This window comes from Pseudomonas sp. MWU13-2862 (genome assembly GCF_023242495.1).
In the GTDB taxonomy this organism is placed as follows: Bacteria; Pseudomonadota; Gammaproteobacteria; order Pseudomonadales; family Pseudomonadaceae; genus Aquipseudomonas; species Aquipseudomonas gingeri_D.
This window is the reverse complement of sequence record NZ_JALMEZ010000001.1, coordinates 291088-307797: the sequence shown is the minus strand read 5'-3', so window position 1 is coordinate 307797 and position 16710 is coordinate 291088. Positions and strand designations below refer to the sequence as shown.

Sequence of the window (16710 nt, the reverse complement as noted above, 5' to 3'; positions counted from 1 at the left end):
GTTTCGCTGGCTCACGCATTGAGCCGCACCCGAGTGGATACCCGCATGGACTATTTCGCTGCTCTCACGGCCTTTGTCGAGGCCGCCCAGGCCAACAATTTTTCCCGGGCGGCCGAGAAGCTTTCGATCAAGGCCTCGACCGTCTCGCGTTATATCAAGGACCTGGAGCAGGACCTGGGCATCGCCCTGTTCAATCGTTCCACCCGTACCCTGCGCCTGACCGAGGGCGGCGAAACCTTTCTGCATCACGCCTTGCGGGTACTCGCCGAACTGGATCAGGCCAGGGCCGCGACCTCGGCCCTCAACCAGCAACCCCGGGGGCTGCTCAAGCTCAACCTGCCACCGGCCTTTGCCCGGCATCATGTGTTGCCGCTGCTGGGCGACTTTGCCGAGCGCTTTCCGCAAATCCGCCTGGAGCTGACCCTGGAAGACAGTCACGTCAACCTGATCAGTGCCGGTGTCGACCTGGCCCTGCGGGTCGGAGTGCTGCCGGACTCGTCGCTCAAGGCGCGCAAGCTGGCGGCCGAGCACACGCTGCTGTGCGTCAGCCCCGAGTACGCCCGGCAGCATTCGCCGCCACGCTCGCCGCAAGCGCTGGCGGAGTGTGCTGCGATACTGAATGGCAACCTGCCTGACGAGGTGTTTTTCGTTGCGCGGCAGTCCCCCGGTGCCCAGGCCGAGCGCGTTGCAATCAAGGGCCATCTGCGGATCAACGATCTGGATGCGCAACTGCTGGCGGTGCGCCAGGGGTTGGGCATGGCGTTGTTGCCGGACTGGCTGGTGGCCGATCTGCTCAGGCGAGGCGAACTGGTGCACTGGCTGCCCGATTGGCAGGCCCAGGCCACACAGATCGCCGCATCACTCTGGTTTGTCTATCCGCCCAAGCGCACCGTCTCGTCGAAGGTGCGCAGTTTTATCGACTTCATGCTCGAACGTATCGGCACGCCACCTTATTGGCAGCCCTGATTCAGCTCAGCTGAAGCGAATGTCCAGGGCGCGCAGGTAGGTCTGCAGGCCGGCATCCTGGATCGGAATCAGGAAGGCTTCGCGGTCCGACTCGTTGTAGTGCGCATGCCAATAGCCCGGCGGCGTCACGAACGCCAGTCCGGGCGCCCAGTCGACCTGGGTCGGGTTGCGGATCTGGCCGTGTTCATCGACCTCGGTGCCGACCAGGCTGTAGCAGCCGGGCGGGCAGTCGATGATGAAGTCCAGGGCGATCGACTGGTGACGATGGGGTTTCTGCACCGAGCCCGGCGGCAGGATGCCGTACATCGCCCAGAGCACATGGGTCACGGTGCGAGTCTGGGGGAAGTGCCGATTGCCCAGCAGGATGCTGATCCGGCTGCGGTCCTGGGCGCGTGGGTCGTCGGCGGCTTCGCGCAGCTTGGCATTGGCGGTCTGCGCCGGGTACAGGGTGGCACTGAAGCGGTCCTGCTGGCTGCTGACACCGAGGTAACGCAGCAGCGGTTCGTCGTGCACGTAGTAGAAGCGGCTGTCCTCGCCGGCGGCCAGTTCGACCGCCTGGCGGCCGGGCAGGGCGATAAAGCAGCCCTTGTCCCACTCGAAGCGGGCCTCGCCCTGTACCAGGCGGCCATGCCCGGCAATCACATAAAGCACCTGGGACGTGGCGTTGGGTTGCAGTGTCAGCGAATCGCCGGCATTCAAGCGGATAAAGTTCGCGCACAGCCCGGGACCGGTGGCCGGGCCTTCGCAGCCGAGGGCCTCGCTCAGGTCCAATGGCACCAGCCGCGACGGCCCGCTGTTGTAGAGCGAGGCGGGAAAGTCCTGATAGGGGATGCGCGAGATCAATCCGGCGCTGATCGGGTTGGCGGCCTTGCTGTACTCGAAGTACTCGGCGTCCTGTTCGCAGGCGGGCAGTTCGGTGCTGGCGATCATCGGCTGTTGAAGGTTCATGCTCGGGCCTCTCGACGTTGTGGTTATGGGGCGCAGAGCACTCACTATACGAAGCGCATCGCCGTGGGTTAAAGCCTCAACGGGAACAGCAGTTATGCGCAAAAGGGCAGCGGGGCGATGCCGCCGCCCTGCAAGCTCGTCCGTCGCCTCTACAGGGCGAACGCCGCCCGTGACGTTGACGTGATTGTGGCGATTGTGGTCTACGCTGGCAGTGTCGCGCAGCCAACAGTAAAAGGAGATCCCCATGGGCAGTCCCCAGGTGTGCAGCGGCGCCACCCTGCAATGCAGCTTTGGCGCCGCGCCCGGCATGCTGAACGTGCTGCCGATCAACCGGGCCCTGACCAGCAGCATGCCCGCCGCCAATATCATGGATTACATCCCGCTGGTGAATATCGGCACTTTTGCCGTGTGCCAGAGCATCGCCAATCCGATGGTGGCCGCCGCGACCGCCGCCGCCCTTGGCGTCCTGACACCCATGCCGTGTATCCCGGCCACCGCCGCGCCCTGGATTCCCGGCGGCCCGCCGACCCTGCTGCTGGGCAATATGCCAGCCCTGGACGCCAACAGCTGCGTGATGTGCATGTGGGGCGGGGTGATCAAGATCGTCGTGCCTGGCCAGGTGCAGATGCTGATTCCCTGAGGCTCAGGCTTCCTCCGGACCTTCACGCCGCAACCACCACCAGCGCCAGCGCGAGATCGGTTTGCCCTCGGCATCCAGGGGGCGGCCATCCTCGGCATAGGGCTGTCCAGCATCGAGCAACTGGCCATTGAGATAACGGCTGCTCAGGGCGATTTGTCCGTTCTGATGAAAGCGCTGGTACAGGCCGTCGCGCACGCCGTCGCGGTTGTGCTCGACGTCCGCCACGCTGCCATCGGCAAAGTAGTTGGTCGCCTCGCCATGCAGCAGCCCGTTGCGATAACCCGCCTTGCGCTGCAAGCCGCCTTCCGGGCTGAAGAAACTGGCAATGCCGTGGGTTTTTCCGGCCACATAGGGCACCTGCGCCGAGACCTTGCCGTTGGGGTGATAGAGCGTCGACAACCCTTGCAACTTGCCCTGGCTGTAGCTCAGGTTGGCTTGGGGACGCCCGGACTCCTCGATCTTCAGCGGACCTTCGAGCTGATCGTCCAGAAGGCGCCCGGTGAGATGGCTGTCGCCGCGTATCAGATCCAGTTTGGTCGACTCACTCATGTGCGCTCCTCAATTGACCTTCACCAGGCCGCCCTTGATGGTCAGCATGCCGCCGCCGTCCACGGTCTGCTCGGCGCCACCCTTGTTCATCAGGCTGACGCCGGCATCATTGGTCAGGGTGGTCCCGGCCTTGTTCTCCAGCGACGTGCCGGCCTGGTTGCTCAGGGAGGTGCCGGCCTTCTGGCTGATGGAAGTCGCGGCCTGGGCTGCCAGGTCGGCATCGCTCTTGATGGCGAAACTGCCGCCGCTCTGCAGGGTCAGGGTGCCGGTCACCTTGATTGTCAGGTTGCCGTCGACGGTCAGGTTGTAGTTGCCGGTGACCTTGTGCTCGTAATTGCCGCCGGTGCTATGGGTCTGGTCGGTACCGACCTTCACCGTGCGGCTGTCCTTGACATCGAGAGTATCGCTGCCGGTCTGGATGGTAACGCTGCGCTTGCCCTTTTCCAGGGTCACGGTTTCGTCGCCCTCCTTTACCGTGCGGGTACGGGCGTTCTGTACGGTGAGGGTTTCATCGTGGCCGACGGTGGCGGTGGTGTCGTTGAGCACATTGATCTTGAAGTCCTTCTGCGCCTGTAAGAACACCTCCTCGGCATCCTTCTTGTCCTCGAAGCGCAGCTCGTTGAAGCCGCCACCGCCCTTGGATGATTGGGTCTTGATCCCGGACTGGGTCTGGTTGGCCGGCAGCGCGTAGGGCAGGGCATTGTCGCCGTTGTAGACGCAGCCGGTGACCAGCGGCCGGTCCGGGTCACCGTCGATAAAGGTGACGATCACTTCCTGGCCGATCCGCGGCACGAACTGCATGCCGAAGCCCTTGCCACTCCAGGGCAGCACCACGCGGACCCAGCAGGAGCTGGTCTCATCGTTCTTGCCGTCGCGGTCCCAGGGAAACTGCAGCTTGATCCGACCGTATTCGTCGGTCCAGATTTCTTCGCCGGACTTGCCCACCACCAAGGCGGTTTGTGTGTGCATGCGCGGTTTTGACGTGTCGCGCATCGGGCGAAAGGGCGTGGCCTTGGGAATCGCCTCGAAGCGATTGCGGTAGTGCTCGTGATTGGCTTCGTGGGTCACCGAGGTCACCAGCCAATCGATATTCAAGCGGGTGTCGTCATGACCGGTGAGGGTGAACCAGTGCCCTGGCACCAGCCAGCGACAATCGCTTTCGCCGACAAAGCGTTTTTCCTGGCTGCGCAGGGCGTCCACCCGCTGCTTGGTCAGGGTATCGCCTCGCGCCTTGGCCGTGTAGCCGCCGGGATGTTCATAGACCGAGCGCGGCCCGGCAACGGCTTCGGCCTGGCCGTAGAGCGAGGTAGTGGGGGTGGTGAACGCGTAGTCGGTGGTCTTGTAGGTCCCGGAGACGGCTTGTAGGCAGAGTTGCCCGGAGCGGATACCGTGCAGTTCTCGTTCGCCCATTCTTTGACCTAGATAGGGCACTTTCGGGCCGTTTGGAATCGGCGGGAAGGCCTCATTGCTGTCCGCCAGCACCAGCGTGTGTTTACCGTCCTCGTGGGTGAAAAACCAGAAGATGCCTTCTTCTTCCAGCAGGCGCGAGACAAAGGCGAAGTCGCTCTCGCCGTACTGGATGCAGTATTCACGGGGGGTGTAGCTGCCGCTCAGCGAGAGTTTGAAATCGCTGAAGGCGTGGGCCTTGAAGATCGTGGTGACGATATCCGAGGTGCTGAGATTCTGGAACACGCGGTTGTTGCTGGCCAGGGTCAGCCACCAGAGCCAGGGCCGCAGCACCAACTGGTAGCGCTCGGCGCTGGCATCGGCGGGAAGCTGGCGGATTTCGGCGACCAGGGCGTCGAGGGGACGCAGTTGGGCATCATTGTGGAAGGTGCTGGTAACGTGGGTGGCGATGGCGGTGGACAGGGTGAGGGGGGGGCCGTCGTTGAGGCCGAGCAGGTTGTGCTGGCCGAGCAGGTTAAGTGCCTCCTCACCGGAAATGGACTCAGGGTAAAGTGCGGCTAATGATGTGGCCGTCAGGGATAGACTGGTGTTGGCATCGATGGTGCGTGGCATCGAGTGACCTCAGTGGAATGACAGAACGGTGTTGCCAGTGCATTTAACGCTGTCCAGCGTTCTCTCTTCTTGGACTGAGTGAAAGGCTTAAGCGACTATGAGTCCTTTGTTTATATATATCCTGACCCCGTCCAATGGTGCGTTTCCGACGGTCATTGCTTCAAGCAGTTTTTCCCATTGCTTGGCGCTTAAAAATGAATATTGCTTGCTCTCTTCGATGTCAAATTCCGTGTATCCGGCGATCAGGTTGTCTCCGGAAAGTAGTTCGGCGCGTCTTACGTAGTGGTCGGCAATGGATTTTTGATATCCTTTGGAGTTTGGGTAGTCGGCGACGCAATAGTAGACGTAATCAGGGGCCGAGAAGGGAACGAATTGAGTGGCCTGTGTGCATTGCCACTTTCCCATCTGAGTTTTGCTCCGTATAACAATGTCGGTGATTAGAGCGTTCGCAAGAGTTCTTTCTTTACGGGTTTTGGCAAGCCATTTGTTTAAGGCTTTGAAAAAGCCAGCCGTATTCAGATCCCTGACCTCATCGTTAAACGTACGAGCATCGGTTGGAAGTAGGAACGAACTGACAACGACCGTGTGGTCCGCATTGTAACGTTGCGTGGCTCGTTGTTGGGCTACCTCGGTTGTCTTTGCAACATGTCTTTGAGAAAAGCGCTCGCTGAGATATGGGTAGGTGGCATCTGCCTTTGGGGCTTCGAAGCTGATGACTGTGGCGGCTTGCGGCTGAATAACTTCAAATAACACAATGACCGCCATAAGCTTCTGGACCTTGGAGGCGGGAGCGGGGGGAGTACCTACACCTACGTGCATTAGGAAATTTACCCCGGCAGTTGTTGGCAAGGCTCCGAGGGTTGTTATGTTGGTGTGGGGCGGGATGACAACCAATATGTCCTTGATTTGCCCTTCTGCCTCAATGATTTTTTGATTGAGCAGTTTTTGTTTTTTTGAATAGTAATCATCTTTCGCTACAGATTTTAGATAGGTAATGTCTACCCGCTGTGCGACGAGGTTGTTGGATATTTTATTCAATAATGTCATTTGTCGTCTCCGTCTTGTTTCTGTGAGCTGATCGGCTGGTAGAGGGGCGATTTTATCCGAGTGCCCATTCAGCAAGCTTTCCAGTCACCTGCGTCATCAATACATTTTCGATGTCCCTGGCACCTGCTACGCTGCATTTGGCGAGCACCGCTTTAACGATTCCGGCATCGAACTCGAATGGTTTTCCGGTTGCCGCCTTGTACCGCTCACGCAACTTTTCTAACTTCGCCAGAACAATCCCTTCCAATGTCACCTCATCCAGTGCTCGATAAGGCACCACCGTCATCCGCGCCAGAAACGCCGGTCTGAAGGCTTGTAGCAACACCTTGCGCAGATGCTCGTTAAAAACATCGGTGCTCAATTGCGAGACGGGTGTGTCAAGAATCAACTCCGCGCCGACATTGCTGGTCGCCAGCATCACGGTGTTCTTGAAGTCCACCACCAAACCGGTGCCGTCCTCCATCACGCCCTTGTCGAACACGTTGTAGAACGCCTCCAGCACATCCGGGTGGGCCTTTTCGATTTCATCCAGCAACACCACCGAATACGGCTTGCGCCGTACCGCTTCGGTCAGCACGCCGCCACTGCCATAGCCGACGTAGCCAGGAGGGGCGCCTTTGAGTTGGCTGACGGTATGGGCTTCCTGGTATTCCGAGAGGTTGATGCTGATCAGGTTGCGTTCGCCGCCATACAGGGCATCGGCCAGGGCATAGGCGGTTTCGGTTTTGCCGACGCCCGTGGGGCCGAGCAGCAGGAACACGCCGACCGGTTTTTGCGGGTCGGTCAACCCGGCGCGATAGGCTTGCAAGCGTTGGGCGATGGTCCCCAGCGCCGTGGTCTGGCCCATCACCCGCAGGCCCATGCGCTGGCCGAGGGTACGCACGGCATGGGCTTCGTCGGCGAGCATCTTGCCCACTGGAATCCCGGTCCAGCCGGCGATCACCGCAGCCACGGTTTTTGAATCGACCTGTTCCGGTACCAGTGGATCATCCTGGCGAATGGCATCGAGCCCGGCCTCCAGTCGAACCAACTCGGCGGCCAGGGTGTCGATGCGGCCATCGGTGTCTTCATCGGACTTGCCGCTCTCCACACGGTCGCTCAACATCAGCAGCTCACGGCGTTTTTCCAACAGTTCACGCACCGCCTCGCGCTCTTCGCCCCATCGGGTTTCCAGTTCGCGTATGGCTTGCAGATTGCCGATGGATTCACTCTCCAGCGCGGTGATGCGCTCACGATGATCCAGCCCGGTGGCCTGTTCACGGCGCAGGCGGTCGACTTCTTCCTTCAGGCTCTGCTGACGATGACGCAGGCTTTCCAGCGGCGGCGGTACATCGTGCTGGCCGAGGGCGACCCGGGCGCAGGCGGTGTCGAGAATGCTAATGGCCTTGTCCGGCAACTGTCGCCCGGAGATATAACGGTGGGACAGCTTCACCGCATCATGAATCGCCGCATCCAGCACCTGCACGCCATGGTGCTGTTCCAGCTTGGCGGCCACGCCCCGGAGCATTTCCACGGCGGTGGTTTCGTCCGGTTCTTCCACCTGCACCAGCTGGAAACGCCGGGCCAGGGCCGGGTCTTTCTCGAAGTATTTCTTGTATTCCATCCAGGTGGTGGCAGCCAGGGTGCGCAATTCGCCCCGGGCCAGCGCCGGCTTGAGCAGGTTGGCCGCGTCGCTGCCGCCTTCCGCGCCGCCCGCGCCGATCAGGGTATGGGCCTCGTCGATGAACAGGATGATCGGTTTGTCGGCACTGCGCACCGCGTCGATCACGCCCTTGAGACGCTGCTCGAATTCGCCCTTGACCCCGGCCCCGGCCTGCAACAAACCCAGGTCCAGTACCCGCAGGCTGACTTCCTGCAACGATGGAGGTACATCCCCGGCGGCAATCCGCAGGGCCAGTCCTTCGACCACCGCCGTCTTGCCGACACCCGGCGCGCCCACCAGAATCGGGTTGTTCTGCCGACGACGCAGCAGAATATCGATGCACTGGCGGATCTCCCCATCACGGCCAACGATGGGATCGATGCGTCCGGCATGGGCATCGGCGGTCAGGTCCTGGGTGTATTGGTCCAGAACCGAGTCCTGCGCTGTGTTTCGGGCAGCGGGTTTTTCCAGCGTCGTCGCCGAGCGTTTCGGCCCGGTATGTTCGCGGGAGTTTTCCGTCCACTCCAGCAAATGGCTGCGCAATGCATCCCGAGGAATCTTCAGCAGCGACGAAGCACTATTGAGTAGCAGGCTGCGTCGCTCATCGCGGTCAAGCAGCGCCAGCAGCAGTAAACCGGAACGAATGCTCTCGAGCCCGAGCACGCTGGCCTGGACCACCGCATCCTCCAGCAAGCCGATGGTCTGTGCCGACAGTGATGGCGTGCGGGTGCTGCCGGACTTGAACAGTTCCAGCGCCTTGTTGATCTCCGCCGACAAGGCATCTCGCTCCAGCCCGAAACGCGGTAGCAACCAGGCAAAATCACCGCCTTCGATTTCCAGCAGCTCGAGCAACAGGTGCTCGATTTCCACATAGTGATGACCCCGTTGCAGGCAGCGCTGGGCGGCCTTTTCCAGGGCACGACGGTTGTCGGCGTTGAGGCGTCCGATCAGGCTGCCCAGTTCCATGTTCAAGCGATCTCCAGTTGGCGCAAACGGGTTTCGATCCGTTGTACATGGTCAGTGGGCTGCTGCTGCAGGCCGCCGTTCCAACTCAGTTGTGGCGGTGCGGCGCTGTCGAGGATCATCGGCGAGGCACCTCGTATCAGCAGGGCCAGCGTGCAATCCAGGTCGGGGCCGAAGTACAGGGCGGCGAGTGCGGCCAGGGCCGCATGGGCGCCGCCGTCCGGGAGAAAGCGCACGACCTGGCTGCCAGGCAGGGGACCGAGGGTCAGGCGAATGCCGGCATGTTCATCCCAGACCCGCGTTCCCGCCACGGCATCGCGGCCAAGCGTCAGATTGGGGCCACCGGCAAGCATGCAACTGCGACTGGCCTGGGGGATATCCCGCCAGGCGCCGATATAAGCCTCGACCGTCACCGGTATATTGAAATGCTGGCGTACCACTGCCGCAAACCCTGCCAATGAACGACGCCCGCCGGCAAACAGTGCAGTGCGCGCCAATACCGCGGCATCCGGCAGGGCCCCACGATCATGCAGGGCCTTGGGCAGTAATCCGCTCAGTGCGCGCAACTGGTTGTGTACCGGCGTCGCGGTGGGCGACGAAAAACCCACGGCGATCCGGTGTTTGCGCATCACCCGATACAGCAGGCTGATCAGCCGGTGCTGGAACAGGTTGAGGAATTCGGCGGGGGCGTGGTCCTTCTGCCGTGCTCGCTGTTGCAGCCATTCCTGATCGGCGTAAGGCAGCGGCCCATCGGGGCCGCCGAGGCCGAACACCGGCGTGGTCAGTACCGGTTGCTGGCCTTCGGTTTCCCTCAGGCTTTGCACTTCACTGCTGGGGAACAGCGGCGTCAGCGGTCCGCGCAGACGCACTGCCTCGGCTTGGGGCGCGGTGCCGGTGCCCAGCGGTACGGCCTGTGGATGTTCACATTCCAGCAGCAATAACGCCTGTAACAATTCGAAAGCCTGCGGGTCATCCCGCAGTTGCCGACTCAGAGGGACAGTGGCTGGCCGGGTTGGGGTTGCCATGTCTTGACCTCCTTGTCGGACTGGACCAGCACCGTTCGCACAAAGCGATTGGCGGTGGCATAGAGTGAAAAGAACTGTGCCAGCACTGCGGAAAACAGCACCGCGCTATTACCGACAAAGCGTTGCGGATCGAGTTGCACGCGTACTTCCAATCCATTGCGCCAGCCGCGCCAGGCATCCTCGCCGACATGGGCGACCACTCGCTCGCAGGTCAGCCCCAGCAAACCTTCGACCTGCCGGCGGGCATTCGCCTCGTCGCGCAGGTTGTGCAGTTCGAGGATTTCCTTGAGGGCGTCCAGCGCCTGGGGGCCTTCCACCAGCGACAGGTGATTGAGGGTCAGTTGCGACACCAGCTTCCAACGTGACTCACCGCCCAGATGCGGCAGGCTCTGCGGAGTTGGCGGGTTGCGCAGGCGCGCCCAGGCTACCGGTCCCGGGCGCTCGAAGCCCAGTGCCGTGCCGGCTCCGAGGCTTTGTGCCAGATGTCGGTTGGTGCACAGCAGTTCGGCGGTGACGCTGTAGTCCGGCGCCTCCTCGCGAGGCTTGAACTGGGTGTCCACCAGACTCAGCATCAGGTCGCTGCCCAGCCGATTGGGGGTCAGGCCGCTGATGCGCCGGGCATGCCAGTACAGGCGGCTTTCACCCAGCGCGTGCTGGCTGCCGTAGTAGGCCGGGACCTTCAGCACGCCATGCGGGGTCATGGCGCGCAGGCCTCGGATGCTGTGGATTTCGACACTGTTTTCCCGATGACTGTCGGCGATCAAACGGTGTTCGCTGCGGGTGCCGTCTGGACGCAGGGGTTCGGAGGTGCGCGGGAACAGGTTGAGCACTGGACTGCAGCCCAGCACGATATCGCTGGCTTGCAGATGCAGGCGACTGCCGGGCGTGTGATCGAATACCAGGTACAGGTAGAGTATTTCGCTATCGTCCCGTCCCCCGCCGAAGGGCACGTCGAAGAAGCTGAATTTGTCCGGAAAGGCAAAGTATTCGGCCAGCAGGCGCAGGCCCGGATGGACGCCATCCTCTTCCGGCAGCAAGGCTTCGTTGTTGGCGAAACCGACGATCTGTGGCAAGCCGACGAGGGGGCGTGGCGGGGTGCCGGGTGGGCCAGCCAGTATTTGGGTGGTGTGGGCACCGAGCAGGTCATACAGCCGGGCGTTGACCACGGGCGAGGCGGCCAGGTGCAGGCGCAGCCGCTGTGCCTGCAACTCCGACCAGAGGGTTTTCCCCTGGCAGCGAAAGCTCAGGCGCAGGGCCGAGCGCGCCTGATTCACCCCGGTCAGGGCTTGGGTCTCATCGCTGTCGAGCAGCAGTACCTCGGTGATTTCCAGCGGCCACAGATTGACCTCGGCGGTACTGCGAAAATGGATGCTTTCACCCTTCTGGGTGGTGACAAACAGCGGCGTGTCCCGGGGCAGGCGATAACCGGCCGCCAGGTTGCCCTTGCTCGGGTCCGGCTGGAACTGGACGATGGCGCAGGAGGGCAGGGGCCGCACCGCCAGGGGATAGAGTTGCTCGAGCAGGGCGTCGCTGAATTCCGCGTAGTCATCGTCCAGCCGTCGTTGCAGGCGCGCGGCCAGCAGGGCGAAGCCTTCCAGCAGGCGCTCGACATGCGGGTCGGGGCATTCGCCGGGCGACAGTTCCAGGCGTCGGGCCACCTTGGGGTACTGCTGCGCGAAGATATCGCCGGCATGCCGCAGCCAGGTCAGTTCCCGCTGGTAGTAGTCAAGCAGTTCGGCGTCAATCGAGTCGCTCATGGCTGACCTCCAGGCCCTGGCGGGTTTTCTCGATGACAAAGGCCACCGGCCAATGTTGATGACCACTGCGCAGGGCGCCATGCAGGACAATATTCAACTGCTGGGGTTGACCTTCCACCGGCTGCACATCGACTGCATCCAGTGCCAGGCGGGGTTCGAAGTGCTCCACGGCCAGGCGGATTTCCCGGGCCAGCCTGCGGCGGTCATCGCTGCGCTGGCCCTGCAGCGCGGTCCAGTCGGCGATACCGTAGTCGAGAATGCTGGGCGGCGAGGTCATGGCCTCGCGCGCCCGGCGGGTGTTGAACAGCCGCAGCAATTCGCTGCGCACCGAGTCGACCAGGGCTTGACGGTCGTACGCCTCCACGAACGATGCCTGGTCTTCGTGGGAAGCCAGGCGCTCGAACAGGGGCGGAAGAATGCCGGTCGCTGACATGACCGCCCGGCTCCCTTACTTGACCAGCTTGTTGGCAGCCATGTCCCAGGTCGAGGCGGCGGTGCCTTCCTTGGTGCCGTCGTCTTTCTGGGCGGTGAGTTCCCATTTGATCTTGGTGAAGTTCAGCGAGATGGTTTCCACCGGTTTGCCGCCGGCGCCGCCACTGACACTGACGTTGGACAGCACCACGTTGGTCAGGGTGTAGATGATGAAGGGCAGCAACTGCCCGCTGCCCTCTGAGGCGTTACGGCCGATGGTGATCTTGGCTTCCGGGATAGGTTTGCCGGCGCAGCAGTATTCATTGAGCGACGGGGTCGAGGTGTCGACGAACTTGGTCAGGGTGAACTCGCCGATATGCGGCTTGCCCGAAGTCCGTTCCGAGTTGCTGACGTCGTTGGTCACTTGCATTGCCACATTGTGGCTGTAGGACATGATCTCGATCTTGTCCTTGTAACCCTCGAGCAGGCTGTCGCCTTTGATGTCGCCGCCGAGGTCGAGAATGATTGCATCCATCGCCTGAAACTCCAGAAAGTGTTCGCACTAGAAGGAAGGGAAAACCCCGCCGGCCAACGGGCCGGCGGGCACAGGCTCAGGCTGCAACCGGCGGTGGCAGGCTGGCGACCAGGCGGATCGAGGCGGTCAGTTCTTCCAGCTGGAAGTGCGGCCGCAGGAACACCGTGGCGCGGTATGCGCCGGGCTTTCCGGCGATTTCCGTCACGTCGACCCGGGCTTCGCGCAACGGGTATTGCGCCTTGATTTCCTGGGGCGCGTTGTCGTTGATCAGCACGTAGTCGGCGATCCAGTTGTTGAGGTAGGTCTGCACGTTGTCGCGGGTCATGAAGCTGCCGACCTTGTCGCGCATGATCACTTTCAGGTAGTGAGCGAAGCGCGACGCCGCCAGCACGTAGGGCAGCATCGCCGAGATCCGCGCGTTGGCATTGGCCTCATTGGTGTTGTACAGCCTGGACTTGTTGGTGGTCTGGCCGCCGAAGAACACCGCCACGTCGCTGTTCTTCTTGTGGCACAGGGCGATAAACCCGAGGTCGTTGAGCTCTTTTTCGCGACGGTCGGTGATCGCCACTTCGGTCGGGCACTTGAGCGACAGGTCGCCGGAACTGGTGCGGAAGGTATGAGCCGGCAGCCCTTCCACCGCGCCACCGCCTTCGGCGCCACGGATGGCCGCGCACCAACCGTACTTGGCGAACGCTTGGGTGATGCGCTGGGACAAGGCCCAGGCGGCATTGCCCCAGAGGTACTTGCTGTGGTCGGAGCCGTTTACATCTTCGACGTAGTTGATACCTTCCACTGGCTTGGTGTCCGGGCCGTAGGGCAGGCGCAGCAGGGTGTGCGGCAGCACCAGGGAGACATAACGCGAGTCTTCGCTTTCGCGGAAGGAGCGCCACTTGATCAGTTCCTGGCTCTCGAAGATTTTCGACAGATCACGGGGCACGGCCAGTTCGGTGAAGCTGGTCATGTCGAACAGTTTCGGGCTGGCGGCGGCGATGAACGGCGCGTGGGCCGCGGCGGCGACATTCGAGAGTTTCTCCAGCAGACCGATGTCCTGCGGATGGCGACCGAAGGTGTAGTCCCCCACCAGCAGGCTGTAGGGGTGCCCGCCCAGGGTGCCGTATTCGTCTTCATAGATCTTCTTGAACAGTGCGCTCTGATCAAAATCGACGGCTTTTTCCAGGTCGTTCTGCAGTTCCTTCTGGCTGACATTGAGCAACCGCAGCTTCAACCGTGAACTGGTCTCGGTGTTCTGCACCAGCATGTGCAGGCCGCGCCAGGAGGCTTCGAGGGCCTGCATGTCCGGGTGGTGATAGATTTCGTTGAGCTGGGCGCTGATCAGCTTGTCGATCTGGCTGATGCGATCGTTGATCATCGCCACGGTGTCTTTGTCGATCGCCATGTCCTTGTCGAGGACTTGGGTGGCGAACTCCGCGAGCATGTCACGGGCATATTCCTGCTGGCTGTCGTCGTGGGCCATGCGCCCATCGGCAATGATCTTGTCCAGCAGGGACAGGGTCTGGGTATTGCTCTCGCTGCTTGAACCTTCGGTACTGGCGGAACTGGGCATGACAAATCCTCCGAGAATGGATAGGCGATCAGGCTTGCGGTTCTTCGGCAGGGGCGGCGGTGTCCTTGTCTGCGGCTGGGGCATCCTGCACGCGGGCGGACGACTTGATCTCCTGCAAGCCTTCGGTGTTGGCGATCACGTCACGCAGCAGTCTGTCCAGGTCGTCGTTGCCGTCGAGTTTGGTCAGCAGGTCGCGCAGGCGCTGGCGAGCCTCGAACAGGCGGCGCAGCGGGACAACCTGCCCCACCACCTTGACCGGGTCGAAGTCATCGATATGGTTGAACTTGAGCTCGATATTGAGCTTGCTGTCGTCCGTGGCGAAGGTGTTCCTGACCTGTAGCACCGAGCGCGGGGCGATGGACGCGAGGACTTCGTTGAAGTTGTCGCGATCGATCTCGACGAAGCGGCGGTCGCTCAGTTTCGCCGGAGGTTTTTCTGGCTTGCCGGACAAATCGGCGAGGATGCCGACCACCAGGGGCAGTTCCTTTTTCTCGATGGCACCGCCCGTCTCTACGTCATAGGTAATCTGGACGCGCGGCGGACGAATCCGGTCGAGCTTGTGCTGGGTACTTTCGGCCATGTTGGCTGACTCCGATGCGTTGAGCGGGCGCAATGCATCGGTTACCCGTGATCGCTCCCTTGCTGAACCGTGAAGCCAGACAGGGGGGTGGAGAATGCGATCCTGTCAATCCTTCGACGGTCCCTCCAATTCGTCGTGCTGACGAACTACCCAAGACGCTAGAACAGGTCTATAAAAAAGCAAGGCAAACTGCCATATGAGCTGCACGAAAAAAGGAAAATTCAATTTTGTGTAAGAAGATCCTTATCTGCATGGTGTTGTTGTTTCTGTCCGGGTGCTCATTTTTCGGACCCTCGGTCGGTGTGGCGAGCCTTACGCTGGACGTGGCGCCCCTGGCTAACGACAACACACCGATTGCCGTGGATTTCGTCGCGGTGAAGGATCCCGACCTCCTCAAGCAATTGGCCGGAGTGAGCGCCAAGCAGTGGTTCGGCGAGCGTGAGCAGTTCCAGCGCGACTATCGTCAGCAACTGAGCGTGTGGGGACTGGAACTGGTCCCCGGGCAGTTTGTTGCCAAGCAGGACTTTCCGTTGAGGGGCCAGAGTGCGGTTGGACTTTTGGTGTTCGCCAGCTATAACACTCCCGGTGCGCACCGGCTCAGGCTAGACGATCAGCATGATGCCTGGCTGAAGTTCGACAGTCGGGAGATGAGTCTGTTGAACCCAGCCGAGCGCTGATCAGCGCCGCTCAGGAACATTATCGGATGTCGAAGGGAGTCGTATGAGCCTGTTACCTGATGCGGTTTGCTGGTACGAGGGGATGCAATTGCAGCCCCAGCACTTCCAGTTGCAAGGGCTGCGTGCCGAGGTTCTGGCCGCGCATTTCGCCCAGGCGGCCAATCCCTGGTTCTGGGGCGTCGAGAAACTGGAGATCGATCCTTCCGCGCTGTGCGCCGGGCAGGTACGCATCCTGGTCCTGGACGCCACCTTGCCCGACGGCTTGCCCGTAAGTCTCAACGCCGCCGATGGTGCGCAGCTTGAATTGGAAGTGGGCGATGCCATCGCCCAGTCGATACATTCGATGGTCACGGTGTACCTGGCGGTCAGCCCGCTGTGGCGCGCAGGGCACTTGCGCGATTTCAAGGGGCGCCTGCAGTCGCTGACCAGCGAGGCGTTGCCGGACCTCACCAGTGGCCATAACCCGCAGTCGATCACGGTCTGGCGGCCGAATCCGCACCTGTGCACGGACTCGAACAAGGCCGACTCGATCTGCCTGCCGCTGCTGCGCATCCGCAAGGAGGGCGGTGGGTTTGTCCAGGTGCCGTATGTGCCGCCGACCCCCAGGTTGCTACCGGAGTCGCCGTTGGGGCGGCGGGTTGCAGCGTTGTGCGCGCGGACCCGGGAAAAGTGCCTGTTTCTCGCCGGCCGCCTGCGTCAGGCACAGCAGGCGGGCAACCAGGAGGATGCGCTGGAAATTCGTCGACAGCTCGGTGCCCTCTGGGCCCGTCTGCCGGAAGTCGAAGGCCTGCTGAACACGCGTGTCGCCACGTCCCAGGCTCTGCACGGGCTATTGCTCGGGATGGCCGGCAGTTGGTCGGCGCTCGACCCGTTGGCCGGGGTGCCAGCCTTCATGCCGTTGGACTATCTGGATCTGCAACGCGGTTATGAAGAAGTACTGAACTGGCTCGAATTGGGCTTGGAACTGATCCGCGTTGGCTATCGCTGCCTGCCGTTCGAGCAGACCGGCGAACTGTTTTCCCTGCAATTACCCGGGCGCGAGCCCGAGCAGCGCCTGGTGATCGGCCTGCGGATGCCCGCCGGAGCCGGCGAAAGCGCGGCGATCGAATGGCTGGAGCGCACCATCATCGCCTCCGACAGCAACCTGACCGTGCTGGCCCGGCAACGCATGCCCGGGCTGCGGCACCAGGTCATGAGCCGCCAGGAGCAAGTGGCCTACAGCGTCGGCAGCGACACCCGGCTGTTTGTCGTCGAGGCCCGGGGTGAGTGGTTCGATCCCGAGCAACCGCTGCACATCATCGCGCCGGCCTCGAAGCTGGCGCTCAACCCGTGGCAGATCGTCCTGTTCGTCAAGCAGGTCAGCGAAGCACTTTAGTCAAGGAAGGGG

General features: G+C 61.9%; 15 protein-coding genes. 4 read left to right on the top strand and 11 right to left on the bottom strand.

Annotated elements, in window-relative coordinates:
* Nucleotides 1–45: 45 nt before the first annotated feature.
* Nucleotides 46–966: a LysR family transcriptional regulator gene (locus M5C56_RS01465; protein WP_103498978.1), complete on the top strand. Its 921-nt coding sequence runs from the start codon at nucleotides 46–48 to the stop codon at nucleotides 964–966.
* Nucleotides 967–972: 6 nt separating this feature from the next.
* On the opposite strand, the gene M5C56_RS01460 is transcribed toward M5C56_RS01465, so the two are convergent.
* Entirely contained in the window at nucleotides 973–1914 is a 942-nt protein-coding gene (locus M5C56_RS01460; RefSeq protein WP_247262997.1) for a cupin, read from the bottom strand.
* Between the two features lie 244 nt (nucleotides 1915–2158).
* Between M5C56_RS01460 and M5C56_RS01455 the strand changes: the two genes are divergently transcribed.
* Nucleotides 2159–2554, top strand: coding sequence for a DUF4280 domain-containing protein (locus tag M5C56_RS01455; protein ID WP_103498584.1), 396 nt, complete (start codon nucleotides 2159–2161; stop codon nucleotides 2552–2554).
* 3 nt (nucleotides 2555–2557) lie between these two features.
* Here the strand turns inward: M5C56_RS01455 and M5C56_RS01450 are convergent, their stop codons facing one another.
* The 10 genes from M5C56_RS01450 to tssB all read right to left on the bottom strand — a co-directional run bounded on the left by M5C56_RS01450 (nucleotide 2558) and on the right by tssB (nucleotide 14646).
* Entirely contained in the window at nucleotides 2558–3103 is a 546-nt protein-coding gene (locus M5C56_RS01450) for a toxin-antitoxin system YwqK family antitoxin (RefSeq protein ID WP_103498583.1), read from the bottom strand.
* Between the two features lie 9 nt (nucleotides 3104–3112).
* Nucleotides 3113–5122 (bottom strand): type VI secretion system tip protein TssI/VgrG, encoded by a 2010-nt coding sequence (gene tssI, locus M5C56_RS01445; protein WP_103498582.1) that lies wholly within the window; start codon nucleotides 5120–5122, stop codon nucleotides 3113–3115.
* An 87-nt stretch (nucleotides 5123–5209) separates the two neighbouring features.
* Nucleotides 5210–6169 carry a hypothetical protein gene (locus M5C56_RS01440; protein WP_103498581.1) on the bottom strand — a complete coding sequence of 320 codons (960 nt, stop codon included), beginning with the start codon at nucleotides 6167–6169 and terminating at the stop codon, nucleotides 5210–5212.
* Nucleotides 6170–6221: 52 nt separating this feature from the next.
* Nucleotides 6222–8777 (bottom strand): type VI secretion system ATPase TssH, encoded by a 2556-nt coding sequence (tssH, locus tag M5C56_RS01435; RefSeq protein ID WP_103498580.1) that lies wholly within the window; start codon nucleotides 8775–8777, stop codon nucleotides 6222–6224.
* 2 nt (nucleotides 8778–8779) lie between these two features.
* Nucleotides 8780–9799 (bottom strand): type VI secretion system baseplate subunit TssG, encoded by a 1020-nt coding sequence (tssG, locus tag M5C56_RS01430; protein ID WP_103498579.1) that lies wholly within the window; start codon nucleotides 9797–9799, stop codon nucleotides 8780–8782.
* Nucleotides 9763–11556, bottom strand: a complete 1794-nt coding sequence (gene tssF / locus M5C56_RS01425) for a type VI secretion system baseplate subunit TssF (protein ID WP_103498578.1) — start codon at nucleotides 11554–11556, stop codon at nucleotides 9763–9765. The genes tssG and tssF overlap by 37 nt, the downstream gene beginning before the upstream one ends.
* Complete coding sequence (gene tssE / locus M5C56_RS01420) at nucleotides 11540–11989, bottom strand: type VI secretion system baseplate subunit TssE (protein ID WP_103498577.1); 450 nt, start codon at nucleotides 11987–11989, stop codon at nucleotides 11540–11542. Before tssE ends, tssF begins: the two co-directional genes overlap by 17 nt.
* A gap of 15 nt (nucleotides 11990–12004) precedes the next feature.
* Nucleotides 12005–12502: an Hcp family type VI secretion system effector gene (locus M5C56_RS01415; RefSeq protein WP_103498576.1), complete on the bottom strand. Its 498-nt coding sequence runs from the start codon at nucleotides 12500–12502 to the stop codon at nucleotides 12005–12007.
* Between the two features lie 76 nt (nucleotides 12503–12578).
* Nucleotides 12579–14066, bottom strand: coding sequence for a type VI secretion system contractile sheath large subunit (tssC, locus tag M5C56_RS01410; RefSeq protein WP_103498575.1), 1488 nt, complete (start codon nucleotides 14064–14066; stop codon nucleotides 12579–12581).
* A 28-nt stretch (nucleotides 14067–14094) separates the two neighbouring features.
* On the bottom strand, nucleotides 14095–14646 hold the full coding sequence (gene tssB, locus M5C56_RS01405; protein WP_103498574.1) for a type VI secretion system contractile sheath small subunit: 552 nt from the start codon (nucleotides 14644–14646) through the stop codon (nucleotides 14095–14097).
* Nucleotides 14647–14897: 251 nt separating this feature from the next.
* Here tssB and M5C56_RS01400 point away from each other — a divergent pair, with 251 nt between their 5' ends.
* Both M5C56_RS01400 and tssK read left to right on the top strand, forming a co-directional pair.
* Nucleotides 14898–15323: a type VI secretion protein gene (locus tag M5C56_RS01400; RefSeq protein WP_103498586.1), complete on the top strand. Its 426-nt coding sequence runs from the start codon at nucleotides 14898–14900 to the stop codon at nucleotides 15321–15323.
* A 43-nt stretch (nucleotides 15324–15366) separates the two neighbouring features.
* A complete protein-coding gene (gene tssK / locus M5C56_RS01395) occupies nucleotides 15367–16698 on the top strand; it encodes a type VI secretion system baseplate subunit TssK (RefSeq protein ID WP_103498573.1) in 1332 nt (443 codons plus the stop codon).
* The last annotated feature ends 12 nt before the right edge of the window (nucleotides 16699–16710 follow it).